Raw genomic sequence first — 17,924 nt, forward strand, 5'->3', positions numbered from 1 at the left:
CCATTACAGATTGGCGTTTTTGTCTTTCTCTGCCGTCGCGGCGGCTTTGGGCGCGCCGAGGGTCGCTTTAAACCAGTTCACCACCCGTTCAATAACCGGCTTCTGATACCAGCTGTCATCGCCGTGCTCCGCGCCCGCCAGCAACACGTAATCAGCCGGGTTGCCCTCCTTTTTCAGCGCGCGATAGAGCTGTTGACTTTGTACCGGTGAAACCAGGGTGTCGGCGCTGCCGTGCATAATTAAAAACGGCGGCTTTTTACCGCTGATATGGCCCATCGGGCTGGCCGCCAGGGCTTTTTGCGGATCGCTGTCAATCGTCGCTCCCGGCCAGTCGCGAAAGGCGCTACCGTGTACCAGCAGCGCTTCAGTGACCGCCGGCGACTGGTGCACTTTTTGAATCGCCTGCGGAAAACCTTCGCCGATATTCAACAGGTTCGAAATACCGTACAGCGTGGCGGCGGCCTGCACGTCCGAGGATTGCGCCAGGTTATCGCCACGATCGAACGTTTTGTCACCGTTGGTGAGCGCCAGCATCTGCGCCATATAGCCGCCTGCGGAATCCCCCAGCACGCCAATACGCGACGGGTCTATACCGTATTCCGCGGCATGTTCGCGCAGATAGCGAACGGCGGCTTTACCATCGATAACCGGGGCCGGAAAGGTGTCGGGAACCGTACGGTATTCCGCCGCCGCGACGACGAATCCCGCCGCCGCCAGCGCCATACGCATCTCGATAAACTTATTCCAGGCCGCGCTGGTGAAACCGCCGCCGGGGAAATAGATGATTGCCGGTTTCAGATCGCCATTACGCGGTACCAGTAAAGACATATGCAGCTGACGAACGGCGACGGTGCTTTTTACCTGGCTATAAACGATATCGTTGAGCGCATCGATACGGCCCCGGGTTTTTTCCACGCGAATGACCTGAGCGCCTTCGGTATTGCCAGCAAGTTCGCCGGCGTTAACGCAGGAAGCCATGCCGGCAAGCATCAGGCCGCCGGTGAGCAGGAGGGGGAGTTTTTTCATGATGTTCTATCCTGAGCAAAGCCTGCCGCGGCGGCAGGCGAAAAGATCCAATGCTCGAAGAGTGTATTAGCGAAAACGGGCGGTGAATAACGCTCTTTTTGCATGAAAACCATGCATTTTTTCGATTAATCAACGTCGCCGTTTTGCGGGCGCTACAGCACTTTCAACATCCTGACTTCGCAGTCAACGTGGCCGGTGCAGCCCAGCGGCTCAGCAATATGCTCGAAGCCGAGGTGCTCATATAAACCGACCGCTTCTTTCAGGAAGGCGGTGGTTTCCAGATAGCAGCGTTTGAATCCCTGCTCGCGGGCGTAATCAAGGGCCATCAGCGCCAGCTTTTTCGCCAGCCCCTGGCCGCGCGCGGAGGTCATAAAATACATTTTTTGTAGTTCGCAGATATCGGGCTCGCTGCAGGAGAGCGGTGCCACGCCGCCGCCGCCCACCACTTCACCATTCTGCTCAACGACCCAATAGGCGGAACCCGGCTGGCTATAAAGCTCATAGAGTTCATCCAGATTCGGATCGGCTACCGTATAGCCTTTGTCGGCGGTCAGACCATATTCAGCGGAGACCTGGCGGATAACAGCGGCAATCGCCGGATTATCATTAGCCGTGATGCGGCGCAGGGTTAGCGGTAGGGTTGCGCTCGTATTCATGTGAAGACTCATTGCAAAATAATGACGGATAATGTTGTTAATAACACTGCGGGAGGGGAGAGTGCAAGCGAGGATCTTTCACAGAAAACGCCCCTTATCCGAATGGATAAGGGGCGAGTGAATTACAGCGCGGCGATAATCGCCTGCTGCTCAATCAGCTTCGCTTTTGCTTCCGCGTAACCTTCCAGCTTCTCACACTCTTTGGCGATCACCGCTTCCGGCGCGCGCGCCACAAAGCCTTCGTTGGAGAGTTTGCTTTCGATGCGGCCAATCTCGCCTTCGATTTTGGTCACCTCTTTAGCGAGGCGCGCCAGCTCATCTTCTTTATTGATAAGGCCAGCCATCGGGATCAGCAGCTCGGCGCCGTCGATAATTTTGGTCACGGAAACCGGACCTTTATCATCGGCAGGCAGCACGGTGATGCTTTCCAGACGCGCCAGGTTCAGCAGGAAGCTGCGGTTGTCGTTCACGCGACGAATTGCGGCTTCGCTGCAGCCGCGCAGCAGCAGCTCCAGCGGCTTACCTGGGGCGATGTTCATTTCCGCACGGATGTTACGCACGGCGACGATCGCCTGCTTCAGCCATTCGGTATCGGCCAGCGCCGCTTCGTCAACCTGAGACGCATCGTACTGCGGGAACGGCTGCAGCATGATGGTATCGGCAGTGATACCGCAAATGACCTTCACGCGCTGCCAGATGGTCTCGGTGATGAACGGAATAATTGGGTGCGCCAGGCGCAGCAGACCTTCCAGAACGGTCACCAGCGTGTGACGGGTGCCGCGCAGCTCAGACTCGGAACCGCCGTTCATTACCGGCTTGGTTAGCTCCAGATACCAGTCGCAGAACTGGTTCCAGGTGAACTCGTACAGAATGCCTGCGGCAATATCGAAGCGGAAGCCGTCCAGCGCCTCGCGGTAGGCTTTGATGGTCTGGTTGAATTCCGCCAGGATCCAGCGGTCCGCCAGCGACAGGGTCATTTCGCCGCCGTTAAAGCCGCAATCCTGATCTTCGGTATTCATCAGCACAAAGCGGCTGGCGTTCCACAGCTTGTTGCAGAAGTTACGGTAACCTTCCAGACGCTTCATATCCCAGTTGATATCGCGGCCGGTAGAGGCCAGCGCCGCCAGGGTAAAGCGCAGGGCGTCGGTACCGTGCGGCTCAATGCCGTTCGGGAACTGCTTCTCGGTGCGTTTGGCGATTTTTTCCGCCAGCTGCGGCTGCATCATGTTACCGGTGCGTTTTTCCAGCAGCTCCGGCAGGGAAATGCCGTCGACCATATCCAGCGGGTCGATAACGTTGCCCTTCGATTTGGACATCTTCTGGCCTTCGTCATCGCGGATCAAACCGGTCATATAGACGGTTTTAAACGGCACCTGCGGCTTGCCGTTTTCATCTTTGATGAAGTGCATGGTCATCATGATCATGCGGGCAATCCAGAAGAAGATGATGTCGAAGCCGGAAACCATCACGCTGGTCGGGTGGAACTGACGCAGGGCATCGGTGTTTTCCGGCCAGCCGAGGGTGGAGAAGGTCCACAGCGCGGAGGAGAACCAGGTATCGAGAACGTCTTCGTCCTGGCGCAGCGCCACGTCGGCGCCCAGGTTATTTTCCTGACGCACTTCGTCTTCGGTGCGGCCAACGTAGACGTTGCCGTCGTTGTCGTACCATGCCGGGATGCGGTGACCCCACCACAGCTGGCGGGAGATACACCAGTCCTGAATATCGCGCATCCAGGAGAAGTACATGTTTTCGTACTGCTTCGGCACGAACTGGATGTCGCCGTTCTCCACCGCTTCAACCGCCGGTTTAGCCAGCACGTCGGCGCGGACGTACCACTGGTCGGTCAGCATCGGCTCAATTACCACGCCGCCGCGGTCGCCGTACGGGACGGTCAGATCGTGCGGTTTTATCTCGTCCAGCAGGCCCAGGGCGTCGATAGCGGCAACCACCGCTTTACGCGCGGCAAAGCGCTCCAGCTTCTGGAACTCCGCCGGGATGGCGTTTGAGTAGACATCGGACTCGTTGCCTTTGGTGTCGTAAACTTCCGCGGTTTCGCGGATGTCGCCGTCAAAGGTCAGGATGTTGATCATCGGCAGCGCATGACGCTTGCCCACTTCATAGTCGTTAAAGTCGTGCGCCGGGGTGATCTTCACGCAGCCGGTGCCCTTTTCCATATCGGCGTGTTCATCGCCCACAATCGGAATGCGGCGGTCAACCAGCGGCAGGATCACGAATTTGCCGATAAGGTCTTTATAGCGCGGATCTTCCGGGTTAACGGCCACGCCGGTATCGCCCAGCACCGTCTCCGGACGGGTGGTGGCGACGACCAGATAATCTTTACCGTCAGCGGTTTTCGCGCCGTCGGCCAACGGATAGCGGATATGCCACATCGAGCCTTTAGACTCGCGGTTTTCCACTTCCAGATCGGAGATGGCGGTGCGCAGTTTCGGGTCCCAGTTGACCAGGCGCTTACCGCGGTAGATCAGATCTTCTTTGTACAGGCGGACAAAGACTTCTTTTACGGCGTTGGACAGGCCTTCGTCCATGGTGAAGCGCTCGCGCTCCCAGTCCACGGAGTTGCCCAGGCGGCGCATCTGACGGGTAATGGTGCCGCCGGATTCCGCTTTCCACTGCCAGATTTTATCGATAAAGGCGTCGCGACCGTAGTCGTGGCGGGTTTTACCTTCTTCGGCGGCAATCTTACGCTCAACCACCATCTGGGTAGCGATACCCGCGTGGTCGGTACCGGCCTGCCACAGGGTGTTTTTACCCTGCATGCGCTGGTAGCGAATCATGGTATCCATGATGGTTTGCTGGAAGGCATGACCCATATGCAAACTGCCGGTGACGTTCGGCGGCGGGATCATGATGCAGAAACTTTCCTGGCTTTCGTCGCCATTGGGTTTGAAATAGCCCTGCTTTTCCCAGTGCTCGTAAAGCGGCTGTTCGATATCTTGGGGGTTGTATGTCTTTTCCATTATTTCCAGGTTGCCGTGTTCAGGTTGAAACCAGCCATGCGGTACGCTTTATAGCGTTCGCGCGCCAGTTGTTTCAAAGAATCTTCATAAGGGACGAAGTCTATCACTTCTGTGAAAGCGGTGGCAAAATCTGCAAAGTTTAGCCGCAGGCTAATCAGAATATCCCGCGGGCTGCTGTTGCGCTTTTGCGGCCAGGCAATCTCCACCGGCGCGCCGCCGCGCGGACCTTCTCCCGCCAGATTATGCGGAACGAAACTTTCCGCGGGTCGAGCCCAGAGCGCTTCGTCCAGACGAATGGCCTGCTGCTCATCTTCACAGGCGATGAGTACCCGCTTGCCGCTGCGCCAACGTTCTGCGGCAATGTCACACACCAGTTGTTCAACGGCGCTCAGGCCGTCTTGTTGCGTATCATTGTCCAGAAGATAGAACGTTGCGTTTTTCATATATGGGGCTTCTTGTGGTGACTTTAAATGCTTAAGCCGGGCGGCGCTACGCTGACCCGGCCTATAAACGGCATCTTTTCGTTGGCCCGGCAAGCGTAACGCCACCGGGCATCAGACGGCAATTACTCTTCGCCGGTAAATCCGGCGCGATTAAGCAGGAACTGCGACAGCATTGCCACCGGACGACCGGTCGCGCCTTTGGCTTTCCCGGAACGCCACGCGGTACCGGCGATATCCAGGTGCGCCCAGTTGTACTTGCGGGTAAAGCGCGCCAGGAAGCAGCCCGCGGTAATCGCCCCGCCGGGACGGCCGCCGATATTGGCCATATCCGCAAAGTTAGACTCCAGCTGCTCCTGGAACTCGTCGCCAAGCGGCAGACGCCATGCGCGATCGCCCGCCAGTTCGGACGCGCCGATCAGCTCGTGGGCCAGCGGGTTGTGGTTCGACATCAGACCGGTGATGTGGTGGCCCAGCGCAATCACGCAGGCGCCGGTCAGCGTGGCCACGTCGATAACGGTTTCCGGCTCGAAGCGCTCAACGTAGGTCAGCACATCGCACAGCACCAGACGCCCTTCGGCATCGGTGTTCAGCACTTCCACCGTTTGCCCGGACATCGTGGTCAACACGTCGCCTGGACGATAGGCGCGGCCGCCCGGCATGTTTTCACATCCGGCCAGCACGCCGACAACGTTCAGCGGTAGCTGAAGTTCGGCAACCATACGCATCACGCCGTACACCGCCGCCGCGCCGCACATGTCGTATTTCATCTCGTCCATGCCTTCGGAAGGCTTGATGGAGATGCCGCCGGAGTCAAAGGTCAGACCTTTACCCACCAGCACGATAGGGCGCGCGTCTTCCGCCGGGTTACCTTTATATTCGATAACCGACATCAGCGATTCATTTTGCGAACCGTTGCCGACCGCCAGATAAGAGTTCATTCCCAGCTCTTTCATCTGCTGTTCGCCGATAACGCGGGTAATGACGTTCTTACTGTAGGTATCGGCCAGCTGGCGCGCCTGAGAGGCCAGATAGGCGGCGTTACAGATGTTTGGCGGCATATTGCCGAGATCTTTCGCCGCTTTGATGCCGGCAGCAATCGCCAGACCGTGCTGAATAGCGCGTTCGCCGCTGGTCAGCTCGCGACGGGTTGGGACGTTGAAGACCATTTTACGCAGCGGGCGACGCGGCTCGCTTTTGTTGGTTTTCAACTGGTCAAAGCTGTATAGCGTCTCTTTGGCGGTCTCGACCGCCTGACGCACTTTCCAGTAGTTATTGCGGCCTTTGACGTGCAGCTCGGTCAGGAAGCAGACGGCTTCCATTGAGCCGGTATCATTCAGCGTATTGATTGTTTTCTGAATGACCTGCTTGTACTGACGTTCATCCAGCTCGCGCTCTTTGCCGCAGCCAATAAGCAGAATGCGCTCTGACAGAATGTTCGGCACATGGTGCAGCAATAAAGTCTGGCCAGGTTTGCCTTCCAGCTCGCCGCGACGCAGCAGGGCGCTGATATAACCGTCGCTAATTTTATCAAGCTGTTCGGCGATGGGGGAGAGGCGACGTGGTTCAAAGACGCCGACCACGATACAGGCGCTCCGCTGCTTCTCCGGGCTACCGCTTTTTACACTGAACTCCATGCACTATGCTCCTGAATCTTAAAGACAACAGTGGTGGCTACAGATATACTCGTCGTCTTTCAAGTTGCAGATGCGTTGGCTGCGCCTGCTCACCCCTGTCACTTACCTGATGTAAGCTCCGGGGCTTCACAGTCTTGCCGCCTGCCTGCAACTCGAAATCCATAGAGTATAGAAATTGAAAGCTTTCGTAACTCATGTCCGCTGTTGTGGTGACTTCGTGTTAATCTTAACGTTATTACGGCCTTGGTTCGTCAGAAAAGATCCTGATACGCAGAACCAGCGAGTCATTTAATCTTAGCGATGTTTTCGACGACCAAAGAGAATAAATGACGTTTAAGCCATGAAACAAGCAATTTTCCTGCAATAAAACGGGTTTTTACGGGCGTATTTATAGTGATAATCATAAGATATCTGGTTCGTGAGACGCTGAAAAGCCAGTTGGCGATCCTATTCATCCTGCTGCTCATTTTCTTTTGTCAGAAACTGGTCAGGATCCTCGGCGCCGCTGTTGATGGCGATATCCCGACAAATCTGGTGCTCTCGCTGTTAGGGCTGGGCGTACCTGAAATGGCGCAGCTTATTCTGCCCCTGAGTTTATTCCTCGGGCTGCTGATGACGCTGGGCAAACTGTATACCGAAAGCGAAATTACGGTGATGCACGCCTGCGGCCTGAGTAAAGCCGTGCTGGTGAAAGCCGCCATGATCCTGGCGCTCTTTACGGGCGTCGTCGCGGCGGTCAACGTGATGTGGGCCGGCCCCTGGTCTTCTCGGCACCAGGATGAAGTGCTGGCGGAAGCGAAAGCGAACCCCGGCATGGCGGCGCTGGCTCAGGGCCAGTTCCAGCAGGCCAGCGACGGCAGCGCGGTGCTGTTTATTGAGAACGTCAACGGCAACCGCTTCAGCGACGTTTTCCTTGCTCAGCTGCGGCCGCGAGGCAACGCGCGCCCGTCGGTGGTGGTCGCGGATACCGGCGAGCTCTCGCTGCGTAAAGACGGCTCGCAGGTGGTGACCATGAATCAGGGCACCCGCTTTGAAGGCACCGCGATGCTGCGCGACTTCCGCATTACCGACTTCAAAAACTATCAGGCGATAGTCGGCCATCAGGCGGTGGCCTCCGACCCGAACGATACCGAGCAGATGGATATGCGCACCCTGTGGCATACCGATACCGATCGCGCCCGGGCGGAGCTGCACTGGCGCTTCACGCTGGTGGCAACGGTGTTCATCATGGCCCTGATGGTGGTGCCGCTCAGCGTGGTGAACCCGCGCCAGGGCCGCGTGCTGTCGATGCTGCCGGCGATGCTGCTCTATCTGGTGTTTTTCCTGCTGCAAACGTCGATTAAATCGAGCGGCGGTAAAGGCAAAATGGATCCGATGGTCTGGATGTGGGCGGTAAACCTGCTCTATTTCTCGTTGGCCGTGCTGTTGAACCTGTGGGATACGGTGCCGATGCGCCGCTTCCGTGCCCGTTTTAACAAAGGAGCGGCGTGATGCAGGCGTTTGGGGTACTTGACCGTTATATCGGTAAGACGATTTTCAATACCATCATGATGACTCTGTTCATGCTGGTTTCCCTCTCGGGCATCATCAAGTTTGTCGACCAGCTGAAAAAGGCCGGGCAGGGCAACTATGATGCGCTGGGGGCCGGAATCTACACGATTCTCAGCGTGCCGAAAGATATCCAAATCTTCTTCCCGATGGCGGCGCTGCTCGGCGCGCTGCTGGGGCTGGGGATGCTGGCGCAGCGCAGCGAACTGGTGGTGATGCAGGCTTCCGGCTTTACCCGTTTGCAGGTGGCGCTGTCGGTGATGAAAACCGCGATTCCGCTGGTGCTGCTGACCATGGCGATGGGCGAGTGGGTTGCCCCGCAGGGCGAACAGATGGCGCGTAACTATCGTGCTCAGCAGATGTACGGCGGTTCGCTGCTTTCCACTCAGCAGGGGCTATGGGCGAAAGACGGCCATAACTTTGTGTATATCGAGCGGGTAAAAGGCAACGATGAGCTGGGCGGGGTGAGCATTTACGCCTTTAACGACCAGCGCCGCTTACAGTCCGTTCGCTATGCCGCTTCGGCAAAGTTCGACACTGAGAATAAGCTCTGGCGGCTGTCGCAGGTGGATGAATCCAACCTGACTGACCCGAAACAGGTCACCGGAACGCAGACGGTTAGCGGGACCTGGAAGACCAACCTGACGCCGGACAAGCTCGGCGTGGTGGCGCTGGACCCGGACGCGCTGTCCATCAGCGGCCTGCACAACTATGTTACCTATCTGAAGTCCAGCGGTCAGGATCCGGGCCGCTATCAGCTCAATATGTGGAGCAAAATCTTCCAGCCGCTGTCGGTGGCGGTGATGATGCTGATGGCGCTGTCGTTTATCTTCGGCCCGCTGCGTAGCGTACCGATGGGCGTCAGAGTGGTGACCGGGATCAGCTTCGGCTTTATCTTCTACGTGCTGGACCAGATTTTCGGCCCGCTCACCCTGGTGTACGGCATTCCGCCGATTATCGGAGCGCTGTTGCCGAGCGCCAGCTTCTTCTTGCTGAGCCTCTGGCTGATGATGCGTAAAACCTGACGTCACGCGCCCCCTTCCTGAATTCAGAAAGGGGGCTTTTTTTAGCGTTTCCGCCCGCCAAGTAAGCTTCCCAGCATTCCCCTGACTATCTGGTTGGTGACCTGACGCACCGCGCTCTTCGCTGCCGTTTGCACAATGCCGTCGCGTTTGCCGCCGCGCGGCCCGGTGGTGCCGAACAGAATGTCTTTGAGCCCGCCGAGCAGACCGTCGTCATCGCCGTTTTGCTGGCCTTTTGCGGGCGGTGATTGCTGCTGCTCCGTTGTGCTCTGAACGCCCTGTTGCAGCCTTTCAAAGGCCGATTCACGGTCGATCTCTTCTTCATATTTTCCGTACAGCGCCGAGTGGTTAAGCAGCCCGTTACGTTCGTCATCGGTGACCGGCCCCATACGCGAGCAGGGTGCGATAACCATCGCGCGTTCCACTATCGAAGGGCTGCCTTTCTCATCAAGAAAGGAGATCAGCGCCTCGCCGGTGCCCAGCTCCTGGATCGCCTGTTCGGTACTGAACGCGGGATTCGCGCGCATGGTCTGCGCGGCGGTTTTTACCGCTTTTTGGTCTTTCGGCGTGAAGGCGCGCAGGGCGTGCTGCACGCGATTACCCAGCTGACCGAGAACCGCATCGGGAATGTCCGCCGGGTTTTGTGAAACAAAATAGACCCCGACGGCTTTAGAACGAATCAGGCGGATGACCTGCTCGATTTTATCCAGCAGCACCTGCGGCGCATCGTTAAACAGCAGATGCGCTTCATCAAAGAAAAAGACCAGCTTTGGCTTCTCCTGGTCACCGGCCTCCGGCAGGCGTTCGTAAAGCTCGGAGAGCATCCACAGCAGGCTGGCGGCGTACAGCTTCGGCATCTGGTAAAGCTTTTCGGCGCTCAGGATATTAATCACCCCTTTACCCTCAGCGTCGACGCGCATCCAGTCCTGGATATCGAGCATAGGTTCGCCGAAAAAGTGCTCCGCGCCCTGCTGCTCCAGGGTTAATAATCCGCGCTGAATAGCCCCAACGGAGGCGCTGCTGATGTTGCCGTACTGGTTCTGAAACGCTTTGGCGTTGTCGCCAATGTATTGGGTTATGGCGCGCAGGTCTTTAAAGTCGAGCAGCAGCAGCCCGCGATCGTCGGCGATACGGAAGATGATATTCAGCAGCCCGGACTGAACCTCATTGAGGTTGAGCAGGCGAGCCAGCAGCAGCGGCCCGAGATCGGAAACCGTGGCGCGAACCGGGTGGCCTTTTTCGCCAAAAATATCCCATAGCACCACCGGATTGGCGTGCGGCTGCCAGTCCGTTGCGCCGATTTTTTCCAGACGCGCCTGCAGCTTTTCCGAACTTTGTCCCGACTCGGCGATACCGGTGAGGTCGCCTTTCACATCGGCCATAAATACCGGAACGCCGATTTCCGAGAAAGACTCCGCCAGCTTTTGCAGAGTGACGGTTTTACCGGTCCCCGTGGCGCCGGTAATCAAGCCGTGGCGGTTGGCCATAGCGGGCAGTAAATGCAGCTGTTTATCCAGCGTGCGTGCAATCAGCAGAGGTGAGCTCATGAGCGATTTCTCCATTTATCCTGCTGCGAGTATAGGCAACCTGATAGCAAAAGGAGGGAAATCACGCACACCTTCGCTTATTCACGTCAGGCGCAGTGGCGCTGAATTAACGCGATGCTCTGCTCGATTTCGCGGCGGATATCGTCTTCGCTCCAGTTTGCCAATTCCGGCGCGAAGGGTTCGAACGCATACACGCCCTGATAGCCGCGCGCCTCCAGGTTTTTGACCTGCTCGCAGCTTTGCAGCTGGTCTTTTGCGGTCAGCATGATGCGCTCATTGTCGGTAAGGGCTTCGCGCGGGCGGGTATCCTCTACGCCGGAAAGATGGACCAGACCGATTTCGCCGATATCCACCTGGTTAAACTCCTGCTCCGCCTGCGGATAAAGATGATGATGGAAGGTATCTATCAGCAGCTTAAACGGCACCCGCGCGTCGTGGATCAGCGTTTGCGCCTGCGCCGAGGAGCGGAGCGAGCTCTGCGGGAAACCGAGCGGCTCCACCAGCCCCTGAATACCGTAGAAGGCGAATAGCGGCGCCAGGTCACGCAGGGCGTTAAGGGTTTCGCTCGCCGGAACCTCGGTACCATCGTTCAGCGGGCACAGCACCAGCGATTTGGCACCAACGGCTTTGGCTTCTTTCAGCAATGACTCCGTCAGGCTACGAACCTCTGCGGTGCGGCAGTTGAAGGGGTAGACCGCATTGATAGTGAGGATCTCAATATGGTAGCGGTCAGCCAGCTCTCGCACCTGCTGGTGGCTCAGGTCGTCGGTTACTTTTCCGCTGGGGAGGTCGTTACGTAGCTCGACTTTGTTCAGCCCCAGGCTGTTCACCAGCCGGAAAAAGGCCTCAATGCTGAGTGACGGGGCGATCTTGCGGTTGATGCAGAAACGTTGCGATGCAATAGCCATTTTGACTCTCCAGAAACGTAGGGATCGAATTCGTTCGAATACCTCATAGTCAAAACATTTATTCCAAAATTAGCAATGTATGAAATGGTGATTTTTTGAGCCGACTCGCAAAATATTTTTCTGCTGCGTTTTAAAGGGCACGGGTTGCAGGTGGCGCTAAATCTCAACTCTTTTTATCGTGCTTTAGTCCGCAAGCCGGCAATTTCTTACACGAAATTGCGACCATCATCACCAAAATAGAATTTCACTAGTTATCAATATTGAAATATTAATTTCATTTTACTACGGTTACAGCACAGCAGATCCAGTAATGGGCCGTACTGCGTTGGCCCCCGATACCCCATACAGATGAGGCGAGAGCATGACTATCACAGGAAACTTTATTGGCGGGAAAACCGTTACCAGCGGCAGCAGCAAAACAATGCCGGTTTTCGACCCCGCGACGGGCAAAGTGGTCCGCGAAGTCACGTTATCGACCGCGCAGGAAGTCTCTGACGCCATTCAGGTGGCGTGTGATGCTTTTGAAAGCTGGTCGCGCACCACGCCGCTGCGCCGCGCCCGCGTGATGTTCAATTTTAAAATGTTACTGGAACAGCACGCTGAAGAGCTGGCGGGGATTATCGTCAGCGAACACGGTAAAGTGTTTTCCGACGCGATGGGGGAGCTGACGCGCGGCATGGAAGTCGTTGAGTTTGCCTGCGGTATTCCGCACCTGATCAAAGGGGAGTTCTCATCGGATGTCGGCACCGGCGTTGATAGCTATTCTCTGATGCAGCCGCTGGGCGTGGTAGCGGGCATTACGCCGTTCAACTTCCCGGCGATGGTACCGATGTGGATGTTCCCGCTGGCGCTGGCCTGCGGCAACAGCTTTGTCCTGAAGCCGCCAGCGCTGGCGCCTACTGCCGCGGTGCGTCTGGCGGAATTGCTGAAAGAAGCGGGTCTGCCGGATGGCGTCTTTAACGTCGTGCACTGCAGCAACGAAGATGCCGAGCAGCTATACCGGGACCCGCGGATCGCGGCGGTAAGCTTTGTCGGATCTTCCGGCGTGGCGGAGCATATTTATAAAACCGCCAGCGCTTATGGCAAGCGGGTACAGGCGTTTGGCGCGGCGAAAAACCACGCGATTGTGATGCCGGATGCCGATCTTGATGCCACCGTGAATGCCATTATGGGCGGCGCGTTCGGCTCGGCGGGCGAGCGCTGCATGGCGCTGCCGGTGGTGGTTGCCGTGGGTGATGAAACGGCGGATAAACTGATTGCGCGCCTGAAGCCGCTGGTGGAATCCCTGAAGGTTGGGCCGGGCTGTATGCGCGGAAAAGAAGAGAACGAAATGGGGCCGGTCGTCTCCGATACCCATCAGAAAAAAGTGCTGGGATATATTGATAAAGGGGTCAGCGAGGGGGCGACGCTGGTGGTTGACGGACGCAAGCCGCAGGTGCCCGGGTTTGAAGAGGGATACTATGTCGGCGGAACGCTGTTCGACAACGTCACGCCGGAGATGACTATCTGGCGCGAAGAGATTTTTGGCCCGGTGCTGGGGATTGTTCGCGTGGCGGATTACCACAGCGCGCTGGAGCTGGTGAACAGCCATGAGTTCGGCAACGGTAGCGCCGTCTTTACCAGCAACGGCCACACCGCGCGTGAATTTGTCCATGATGTCCAGGCCGGAATGGTTGGGGTCAACGTACCGGTACCCGTTCCAATGGCCTTCCATAGCTTTGGCGGCTGGAAACGCTCCGTATTCGGCGCACTGAACGTCCATGGCCCGGACGGCGTGCGCTTCTATACGCGTATGAAAACCGCCACCGTCCGCTGGCCGCAGGGTCAGCAAACCGTATCTGAATTCAGTATGCCGACGTTAGGCTAATCGGCGAAGGAGAGCGCCATGTCTTTACTGGCTAAAGCAAAAAAAGAAGGGCAGATTCAGCACATCACCCCGCAGAGCGCGGGGTGGAAGTACATTGGTTTTGACGTCTGGATGTTAAAGAAAGGGCAAACCGTCACCCTGGAAAGCGGCGATCGCGAACTGTGCCTGGTGCTGGTTGCCGGCCTGGCTTCGGTAAAAACCACGCAGGCGGATTTCCCGAACCTCGGCCAGCGTATGTCGCCGTTTGAGCGGACGCCGCCCTGGTCAGTCTACGTGCCGCCGCAGGATAAAGTCGAAGTGACGGCAGATTCTGACCTCGAGCTGGCCGTATGCAGCGCCCCGGGTAAAGGAACCTTCCCTGCACGGGTTATCTCCCCGCAGGATGTGGGCGTAGAGCATCGCGGTAAAGGGCGTAACCAGCGGCTGGTGCACAATATTCTGCCGGATAGCGCGCAGGCGGACTGCCTGCTGGTGGTGGAGGTTTACACCGAGGAAGGGGCGACCAGCTCCTGGCCGTCGCACAAGCACGACACGGCGCTGCCGGGCCAGGAAACCCAGCTGGAAGAGACCTACTATCACCGTTTCGATCCGCCGCAGGGTTTTGCCTTCCAGCGCGTCTATACCGATGACCGCAGCCTTGATGCCTGCATGGCCCCCTACAACCACGATGTGGTCATGGTGCCGCGCGGCTACCATCCGGTGGCGGCGATTGCCGGATATGACAGCTACTATCTGAACGTGATGGCCGGCCCGGATCGCAAATGGATGTTTACCTGGGAAGAGGATCACGCGTGGATCAATAGCCCTGATTATCCCCGCCACGATTAGCATCGGTTGAGGATAAAAAGGCCGGTTAGCCATGCTAGCCGGCCTTTTTGATCCTGTTACCCGAATAAGATCGTCGTCGCAATTCTGCCATATCCCCGGCTCGCGCTGCGCTTAGCCGGGCTACGGTTTTACCGTCATCTGCGGACAAGTAGCCCGGATAAGACGTTTACGTCGCAATCCGGGAATAATGAAAAGCTTAAGCCAGCTGCACCCCCGGCTCGCGCTGCGCTTAGCCGGGCTACGGGTTTACCGTCGTCTGCGGACAAGTAGCCCGGATAAGACGTGTACAGTGCCATCCGGGAGTCATGAAAAACTTAAGCCAGCTGCACCCCGGCTCGCGCTGCGCTTAGCCGTGCTACGGGTTTACCGTCATCTGCGGACAAGTAGCCCGGATAAGACGTTTACGTCGCATCCGGGAATAATGAAAAGCTTAAGCCAGCTGCTTCGTCTCTGCATCTTTGCTGCTGTTCAGCGCCAGTGAGACCGCCAGCGTTTGGGCCAGGCACAGCGAGGCCACCTGCGAGCGGAAACCATCAACCTGCGCCTCGCGCACCACAAAGCAGACATCGCTGAAGGCCGCCAGCGGGCTGACCTGGCTGTCGGTAATCGCTATCTGTCGTGCTTTACGCTGCGCGCCGAGCTCCACCAGTTCAACCACTTCCCGCGCATACGGAGAGAAGCTCACCGCCACCACGACATCTTTCGGCCCGACCAGGCTCAGCTGCTCGGTAAACATGCCGCCCAGACCGTCAATCAGGAACGCTTTACGGTCCAGATGGCGCAGGGCGTAGGTCAGATAGGAGGCGACGCTAAAGGAGCGGCGCAGGCCAATAACGTAGATATTCTCCGCTTCCGCCAGCAGCGCGACCGCGCGCTGCAGATCGTCGCCGGAGGTCTGCATCGCCAGCTGCTGCAGCGCCTGGGTATTGACCATGGTGAACATATTCAGGATTTCGGTCGGCGTTTCCGGCGGGGTTGCGTCATCCGTGGTGGTCTGGCGGAACAGACGCGCGCGCTCGGTATAGTTAGCCGTCTCTTCCATCAGGTGCTGCTTGAACATCTGCTTCATTTCGTTGAAGCCGCTAAAACCAAAGGCGTTAGCGAAGCGGATCAGCGTGGAAGGGGGGACGTCAGCTTGTTGCGCGATAGAGGCCACGGTGTCGAAAGCCACGCTATTGCTGTTATCGAGAATATAGCGGGCTACCTGTTTCAGGCGTTTGCTTAACGTGTCGTAGCGACGCCTGATTTCATCCTGCAAGATGGTAAGTTGGGTCGGATTATTGGCCATAGATTGCGCTCTGAGAAAATGAAAGGAATATAATTTCCAGTGTATCAAATGAAGCGAATTTTTCATTTACTACGATGAAATACGCGATTCATTTCACGAAGATCCAGAAAAAAGCCCGCATCTTCTGAAGAGGATGCGGGCCTGGGCGGAATCAGCCGCGGGCTTCTCGCCAGTAGCCGATGAGCGTGAGGTAGTTGCGTTTCACTTCGTTAATCAGCGCCTCGTCGCTGAGCTCTCCCTGCATCCAGCGCCGTGAAGGCTGGCCAAAAATGGTGCGTCCTACGGCAAAACCTTTGATCATCGGATGCTTCGCCGCTTCGGCAAAACCGGCGCGCAGACGGTCCGAAGGGGCGTCCAGGCCGAGGATTAAGATCCCGCGGCACCAGCTATCTTCGCGCGCGATCAGTTTGCCAATCCTTTCCCATTCCGCGCTCGACAGCGGCGGCAGCTTCCACCAGTCCGGCTGGATGCCCAGCTGATAGAAGTGCTCCAGCATGTCGTGGTAGTGGCGTTCATCTTTATCCGGGCCGTTTTCCGGCAGGATGATTTCCAGCAGCAGCTCATGCCCGGACTTGTTGCACGCCTGCCAGACCTCCAGCAGCAGCGCATCCTGTTCGGCGCGCAGCTCGGCCGGATCGGCCGGATGATAGAAGACCAGGCATTTCACCACGTGCTCCAGCGGCCAGTCGATCAGCTGGGAACCGATGTTGCCATGTTCCAGGCGCAGCGGGCGCGAGCTCGGCATTTCAATCGGTCGACCAATCCACCAGCCCTTGCCGGTGATAGCATTGAGCGAGCGCTGGCCGTAGGTGCCATCGGCGAGGATGCCGCTGCGACCGTCAAGACCGGCTTCGTCTGCGGCGGCTTCCGCGGCCGCCAGCAGCAGCAGCTTCAGCTGCGGAATGCAGGATTCATCACGCCCGGTTTCCAGCGCCAGATCTGCCAGCTGTTTACGGTGGTCAAAGGCGAAAATGCACAGCTCCGGCCACGCCTGGCGGCGGCTGGTGACGCGATGGAGATGGTTGAGACGATCGTCGATATCCGGACGCGGCACCGATTCTGCCCGCGACAGATAGTCGTCAAGCTCGGCTTTGGTCGGCATTGCGGGCGCGCAGCCGTGGCGTGAAACCACCAGCGCGCCGCAGGCGTTAGCGTAGCGGCAGGCCTGCTCCCAGCCTTCATCGTTAAGCCAGCCGCGCAGCAGGCCGGACATAAAGGCATCGCCCGCGCCCAGGACGTTAAGCACGTCTACGTGTACGCCCTGCTGCAGCGGCACGCTATCCCAGCTGTCGGGAATAGCGCCTTCCAGCACCACGCAGCCCATCGGACCGCGCTTGCAAACCAGCGTCGCTTTCGTGGCGTTACGCACGTTTTTCAGCGCGGTCAGGGTATCGGTGCTGCCGCCGGCAATATGAAACTCCTCTTCGGTCCCCACCACTAAATCGAACAGATGCAGGACTTCCTGCAGCTGGCTGGTCACCTGGCCGGATTCAATGAAACGCGTTTCACCGTCGCCTAAAGACGTTAACCCCCAAAGCACCGGACGATAGTCGATATCCAGCGCGGTACGCAGGCCGTGGCGGCGGGCGTACTCCAGCGCCTTCAGCACCGCTTCGCGCGTGTTGGCGTGCGAAAGGTGGGTGCCGGTTACCGCCAGCGCCCGGGAAGAGGCGATGTACTCTTCCTTAATATCTTCTGGCGAAAGGGCCATATCGGCGCAGTTATCGCGGTAAAAAATCAGCGGAAACGTCTCCTGATCTTTAATCCCCAGCATCACTAACGCCGTCAGGCGCTGCTTATCGGTGATCAGATATTCGGTATCGACGCCGGCGCGGCTCAGGGTTTCACGTAGAAAACGACCATTATGCTCATCGCCCACGCGAGCGAGCATTGCCGATTTTAATCCCTGAATGGCGGTGCCGAAGGCGACGTTGCCGGAAGAGCCACCCAGGTATTTAGAAAAACTGGCGACATCTTCCAGCCTCGCGCCAATCTGCTGGGCATAGAGATCGACTGCCACCCGGCCAATACAGATGACGTCGAGTCGCTTTACTGCTGCATTCATAGCTAGGGTTTCCTTTTGCATTTCTGCTGTACGGAAGAGTCGGGATACCGACAGCGTCTCCGAAAACAGCCTGAGGGTTATTGGTTATCTCTAGTTTGAGAAATAAATATTTCA

13 protein-coding genes are annotated in these 17,924 nt (G+C 57.6%); 4 read left to right on the forward strand and 9 right to left on the reverse strand.

Annotated features, from left to right (window positions below):
• Nucleotides 1-3: 3 nt before the first annotated feature.
• From ABLU87_RS11625 to pepA, 5 genes are all read right to left on the reverse strand, one after another.
• Nucleotides 4-1,026, reverse strand: coding sequence for an alpha/beta hydrolase (locus ABLU87_RS11625; protein ID WP_102803703.1), 1,023 nt, complete (start codon nucleotides 1,024-1,026; stop codon nucleotides 4-6).
• A 152-nt stretch (nucleotides 1,027-1,178) separates the two neighbouring features.
• Nucleotides 1,179-1,682, reverse strand: a complete 504-nt coding sequence (locus tag ABLU87_RS11630; RefSeq protein ID WP_004098126.1) for a GNAT family N-acetyltransferase — start codon at nucleotides 1,680-1,682, stop codon at nucleotides 1,179-1,181.
• 122 nt (nucleotides 1,683-1,804) lie between these two features.
• Nucleotides 1,805-4,660 carry a valine--tRNA ligase gene (locus ABLU87_RS11635; RefSeq protein ID WP_348866027.1) on the reverse strand — a complete coding sequence of 952 codons (2,856 nt, stop codon included), beginning with the start codon at nucleotides 4,658-4,660 and terminating at the stop codon, nucleotides 1,805-1,807.
• Nucleotides 4,660-5,103 carry a DNA polymerase III subunit chi gene (gene holC, locus ABLU87_RS11640; RefSeq protein WP_004098129.1) on the reverse strand — a complete coding sequence of 148 codons (444 nt, stop codon included), beginning with the start codon at nucleotides 5,101-5,103 and terminating at the stop codon, nucleotides 4,660-4,662. Before holC ends, ABLU87_RS11635 begins: the two co-directional genes overlap by 1 nt.
• A gap of 122 nt (nucleotides 5,104-5,225) precedes the next feature.
• Nucleotides 5,226-6,737: a leucyl aminopeptidase gene (pepA, locus tag ABLU87_RS11645; protein ID WP_004098131.1), complete on the reverse strand. Its 1,512-nt coding sequence runs from the start codon at nucleotides 6,735-6,737 to the stop codon at nucleotides 5,226-5,228.
• A gap of 393 nt (nucleotides 6,738-7,130) precedes the next feature.
• Here pepA and lptF point away from each other — a divergent pair, with 393 nt between their 5' ends.
• Nucleotides 7,131-8,228: an LPS export ABC transporter permease LptF gene (gene lptF / locus ABLU87_RS11650; protein WP_025107461.1), complete on the forward strand. Its 1,098-nt coding sequence runs from the start codon at nucleotides 7,131-7,133 to the stop codon at nucleotides 8,226-8,228.
• Nucleotides 8,228-9,310, forward strand: a complete 1,083-nt coding sequence (gene lptG / locus ABLU87_RS11655; protein WP_014227676.1) for an LPS export ABC transporter permease LptG — start codon at nucleotides 8,228-8,230, stop codon at nucleotides 9,308-9,310. Before lptF ends, lptG begins: the two co-directional genes overlap by 1 nt.
• A 41-nt stretch (nucleotides 9,311-9,351) precedes the next feature.
• On the opposite strand, the gene ABLU87_RS11660 is transcribed toward lptG, so the two are convergent.
• Nucleotides 9,352-10,854, reverse strand: coding sequence for a helicase HerA-like C-terminal domain-containing protein (locus ABLU87_RS11660; RefSeq protein WP_122116692.1), 1,503 nt, complete (start codon nucleotides 10,852-10,854; stop codon nucleotides 9,352-9,354).
• 86 nt (nucleotides 10,855-10,940) lie between these two features.
• Entirely contained in the window at nucleotides 10,941-11,762 is an 822-nt protein-coding gene (locus ABLU87_RS11665) for a TIM barrel protein (RefSeq protein WP_032747679.1), read from the reverse strand.
• A gap of 361 nt (nucleotides 11,763-12,123) precedes the next feature.
• Here ABLU87_RS11665 and ABLU87_RS11670 point away from each other — a divergent pair, with 361 nt between their 5' ends.
• On the forward strand, nucleotides 12,124-13,629 hold the full coding sequence (locus ABLU87_RS11670) for a CoA-acylating methylmalonate-semialdehyde dehydrogenase (RefSeq protein ID WP_122116689.1): 1,506 nt from the start codon (nucleotides 12,124-12,126) through the stop codon (nucleotides 13,627-13,629).
• A gap of 18 nt (nucleotides 13,630-13,647) precedes the next feature.
• Nucleotides 13,648-14,457, forward strand: coding sequence for a 5-deoxy-glucuronate isomerase (gene iolB / locus ABLU87_RS11675; protein ID WP_025107465.1), 810 nt, complete (start codon nucleotides 13,648-13,650; stop codon nucleotides 14,455-14,457).
• A 430-nt stretch (nucleotides 14,458-14,887) separates the two neighbouring features.
• Here iolB and ABLU87_RS11680 read toward each other — a convergent pair whose 3' ends face one another.
• Together ABLU87_RS11680 and iolC are read right to left on the reverse strand one after the other, a co-directional pair.
• Nucleotides 14,888-15,745 carry a MurR/RpiR family transcriptional regulator gene (locus ABLU87_RS11680; RefSeq protein ID WP_004098142.1) on the reverse strand — a complete coding sequence of 286 codons (858 nt, stop codon included), beginning with the start codon at nucleotides 15,743-15,745 and terminating at the stop codon, nucleotides 14,888-14,890.
• 151 nt (nucleotides 15,746-15,896) lie between these two features.
• The gene (iolC, locus tag ABLU87_RS11685) at nucleotides 15,897-17,810 is read right to left on the reverse strand and encodes a 5-dehydro-2-deoxygluconokinase (RefSeq protein WP_122116690.1); all 1,914 of its coding nucleotides are present in this window, start codon (nucleotides 17,808-17,810) and stop codon (nucleotides 15,897-15,899) included.
• Between the last annotated feature and the right edge of the window lie 114 nt (nucleotides 17,811-17,924).

The organism is Klebsiella sp. CB_Kp196, from assembly GCF_040061575.1.
In the GTDB taxonomy this organism is placed as follows: domain Bacteria; phylum Pseudomonadota; class Gammaproteobacteria; order Enterobacterales; family Enterobacteriaceae; genus Klebsiella; species Klebsiella michiganensis.

What these genes read in the sequence shown, in the direction of transcription:
- ABLU87_RS11625 (WP_102803703.1), bottom strand. Translation starts at nt 1,026, where the DNA reads ATGAAAAAACTCCCCCTCCTGCTCACCGGCGGCCTGATGCTTGCCGGC.
- ABLU87_RS11630 (WP_004098126.1), bottom strand. Translation starts at nt 1,682, where the DNA reads ATGAATACGAGCGCAACCCTACCGCTAACCCTGCGCCGCATCACGGCT.
- ABLU87_RS11635 (WP_348866027.1), bottom strand. Translation starts at nt 4,660, where the DNA reads ATGGAAAAGACATACAACCCCCAAGATATCGAACAGCCGCTTTACGAG.
- holC (WP_004098129.1), bottom strand. Translation starts at nt 5,103, where the DNA reads ATGAAAAACGCAACGTTCTATCTTCTGGACAATGATACGCAACAAGAC.
- pepA (WP_004098131.1), bottom strand. Translation starts at nt 6,737, where the DNA reads ATGGAGTTCAGTGTAAAAAGCGGTAGCCCGGAGAAGCAGCGGAGCGCC.
- lptG (WP_014227676.1), top strand. Translation starts at nt 8,228, where the DNA reads ATGCAGGCGTTTGGGGTACTTGACCGTTATATCGGTAAGACGATTTTC.
- ABLU87_RS11660 (WP_122116692.1), bottom strand. Translation starts at nt 10,854, where the DNA reads ATGAGCTCACCTCTGCTGATTGCACGCACGCTGGATAAACAGCTGCAT.
- ABLU87_RS11665 (WP_032747679.1), bottom strand. Translation starts at nt 11,762, where the DNA reads ATGGCTATTGCATCGCAACGTTTCTGCATCAACCGCAAGATCGCCCCG.
- ABLU87_RS11670 (WP_122116689.1), top strand. Translation starts at nt 12,124, where the DNA reads ATGACTATCACAGGAAACTTTATTGGCGGGAAAACCGTTACCAGCGGC.
- iolB (WP_025107465.1), top strand. Translation starts at nt 13,648, where the DNA reads ATGTCTTTACTGGCTAAAGCAAAAAAAGAAGGGCAGATTCAGCACATC.
- ABLU87_RS11680 (WP_004098142.1), bottom strand. Translation starts at nt 15,745, where the DNA reads ATGGCCAATAATCCGACCCAACTTACCATCTTGCAGGATGAAATCAGG.
- iolC (WP_122116690.1), bottom strand. Translation starts at nt 17,810, where the DNA reads ATGAATGCAGCAGTAAAGCGACTCGACGTCATCTGTATTGGCCGGGTG.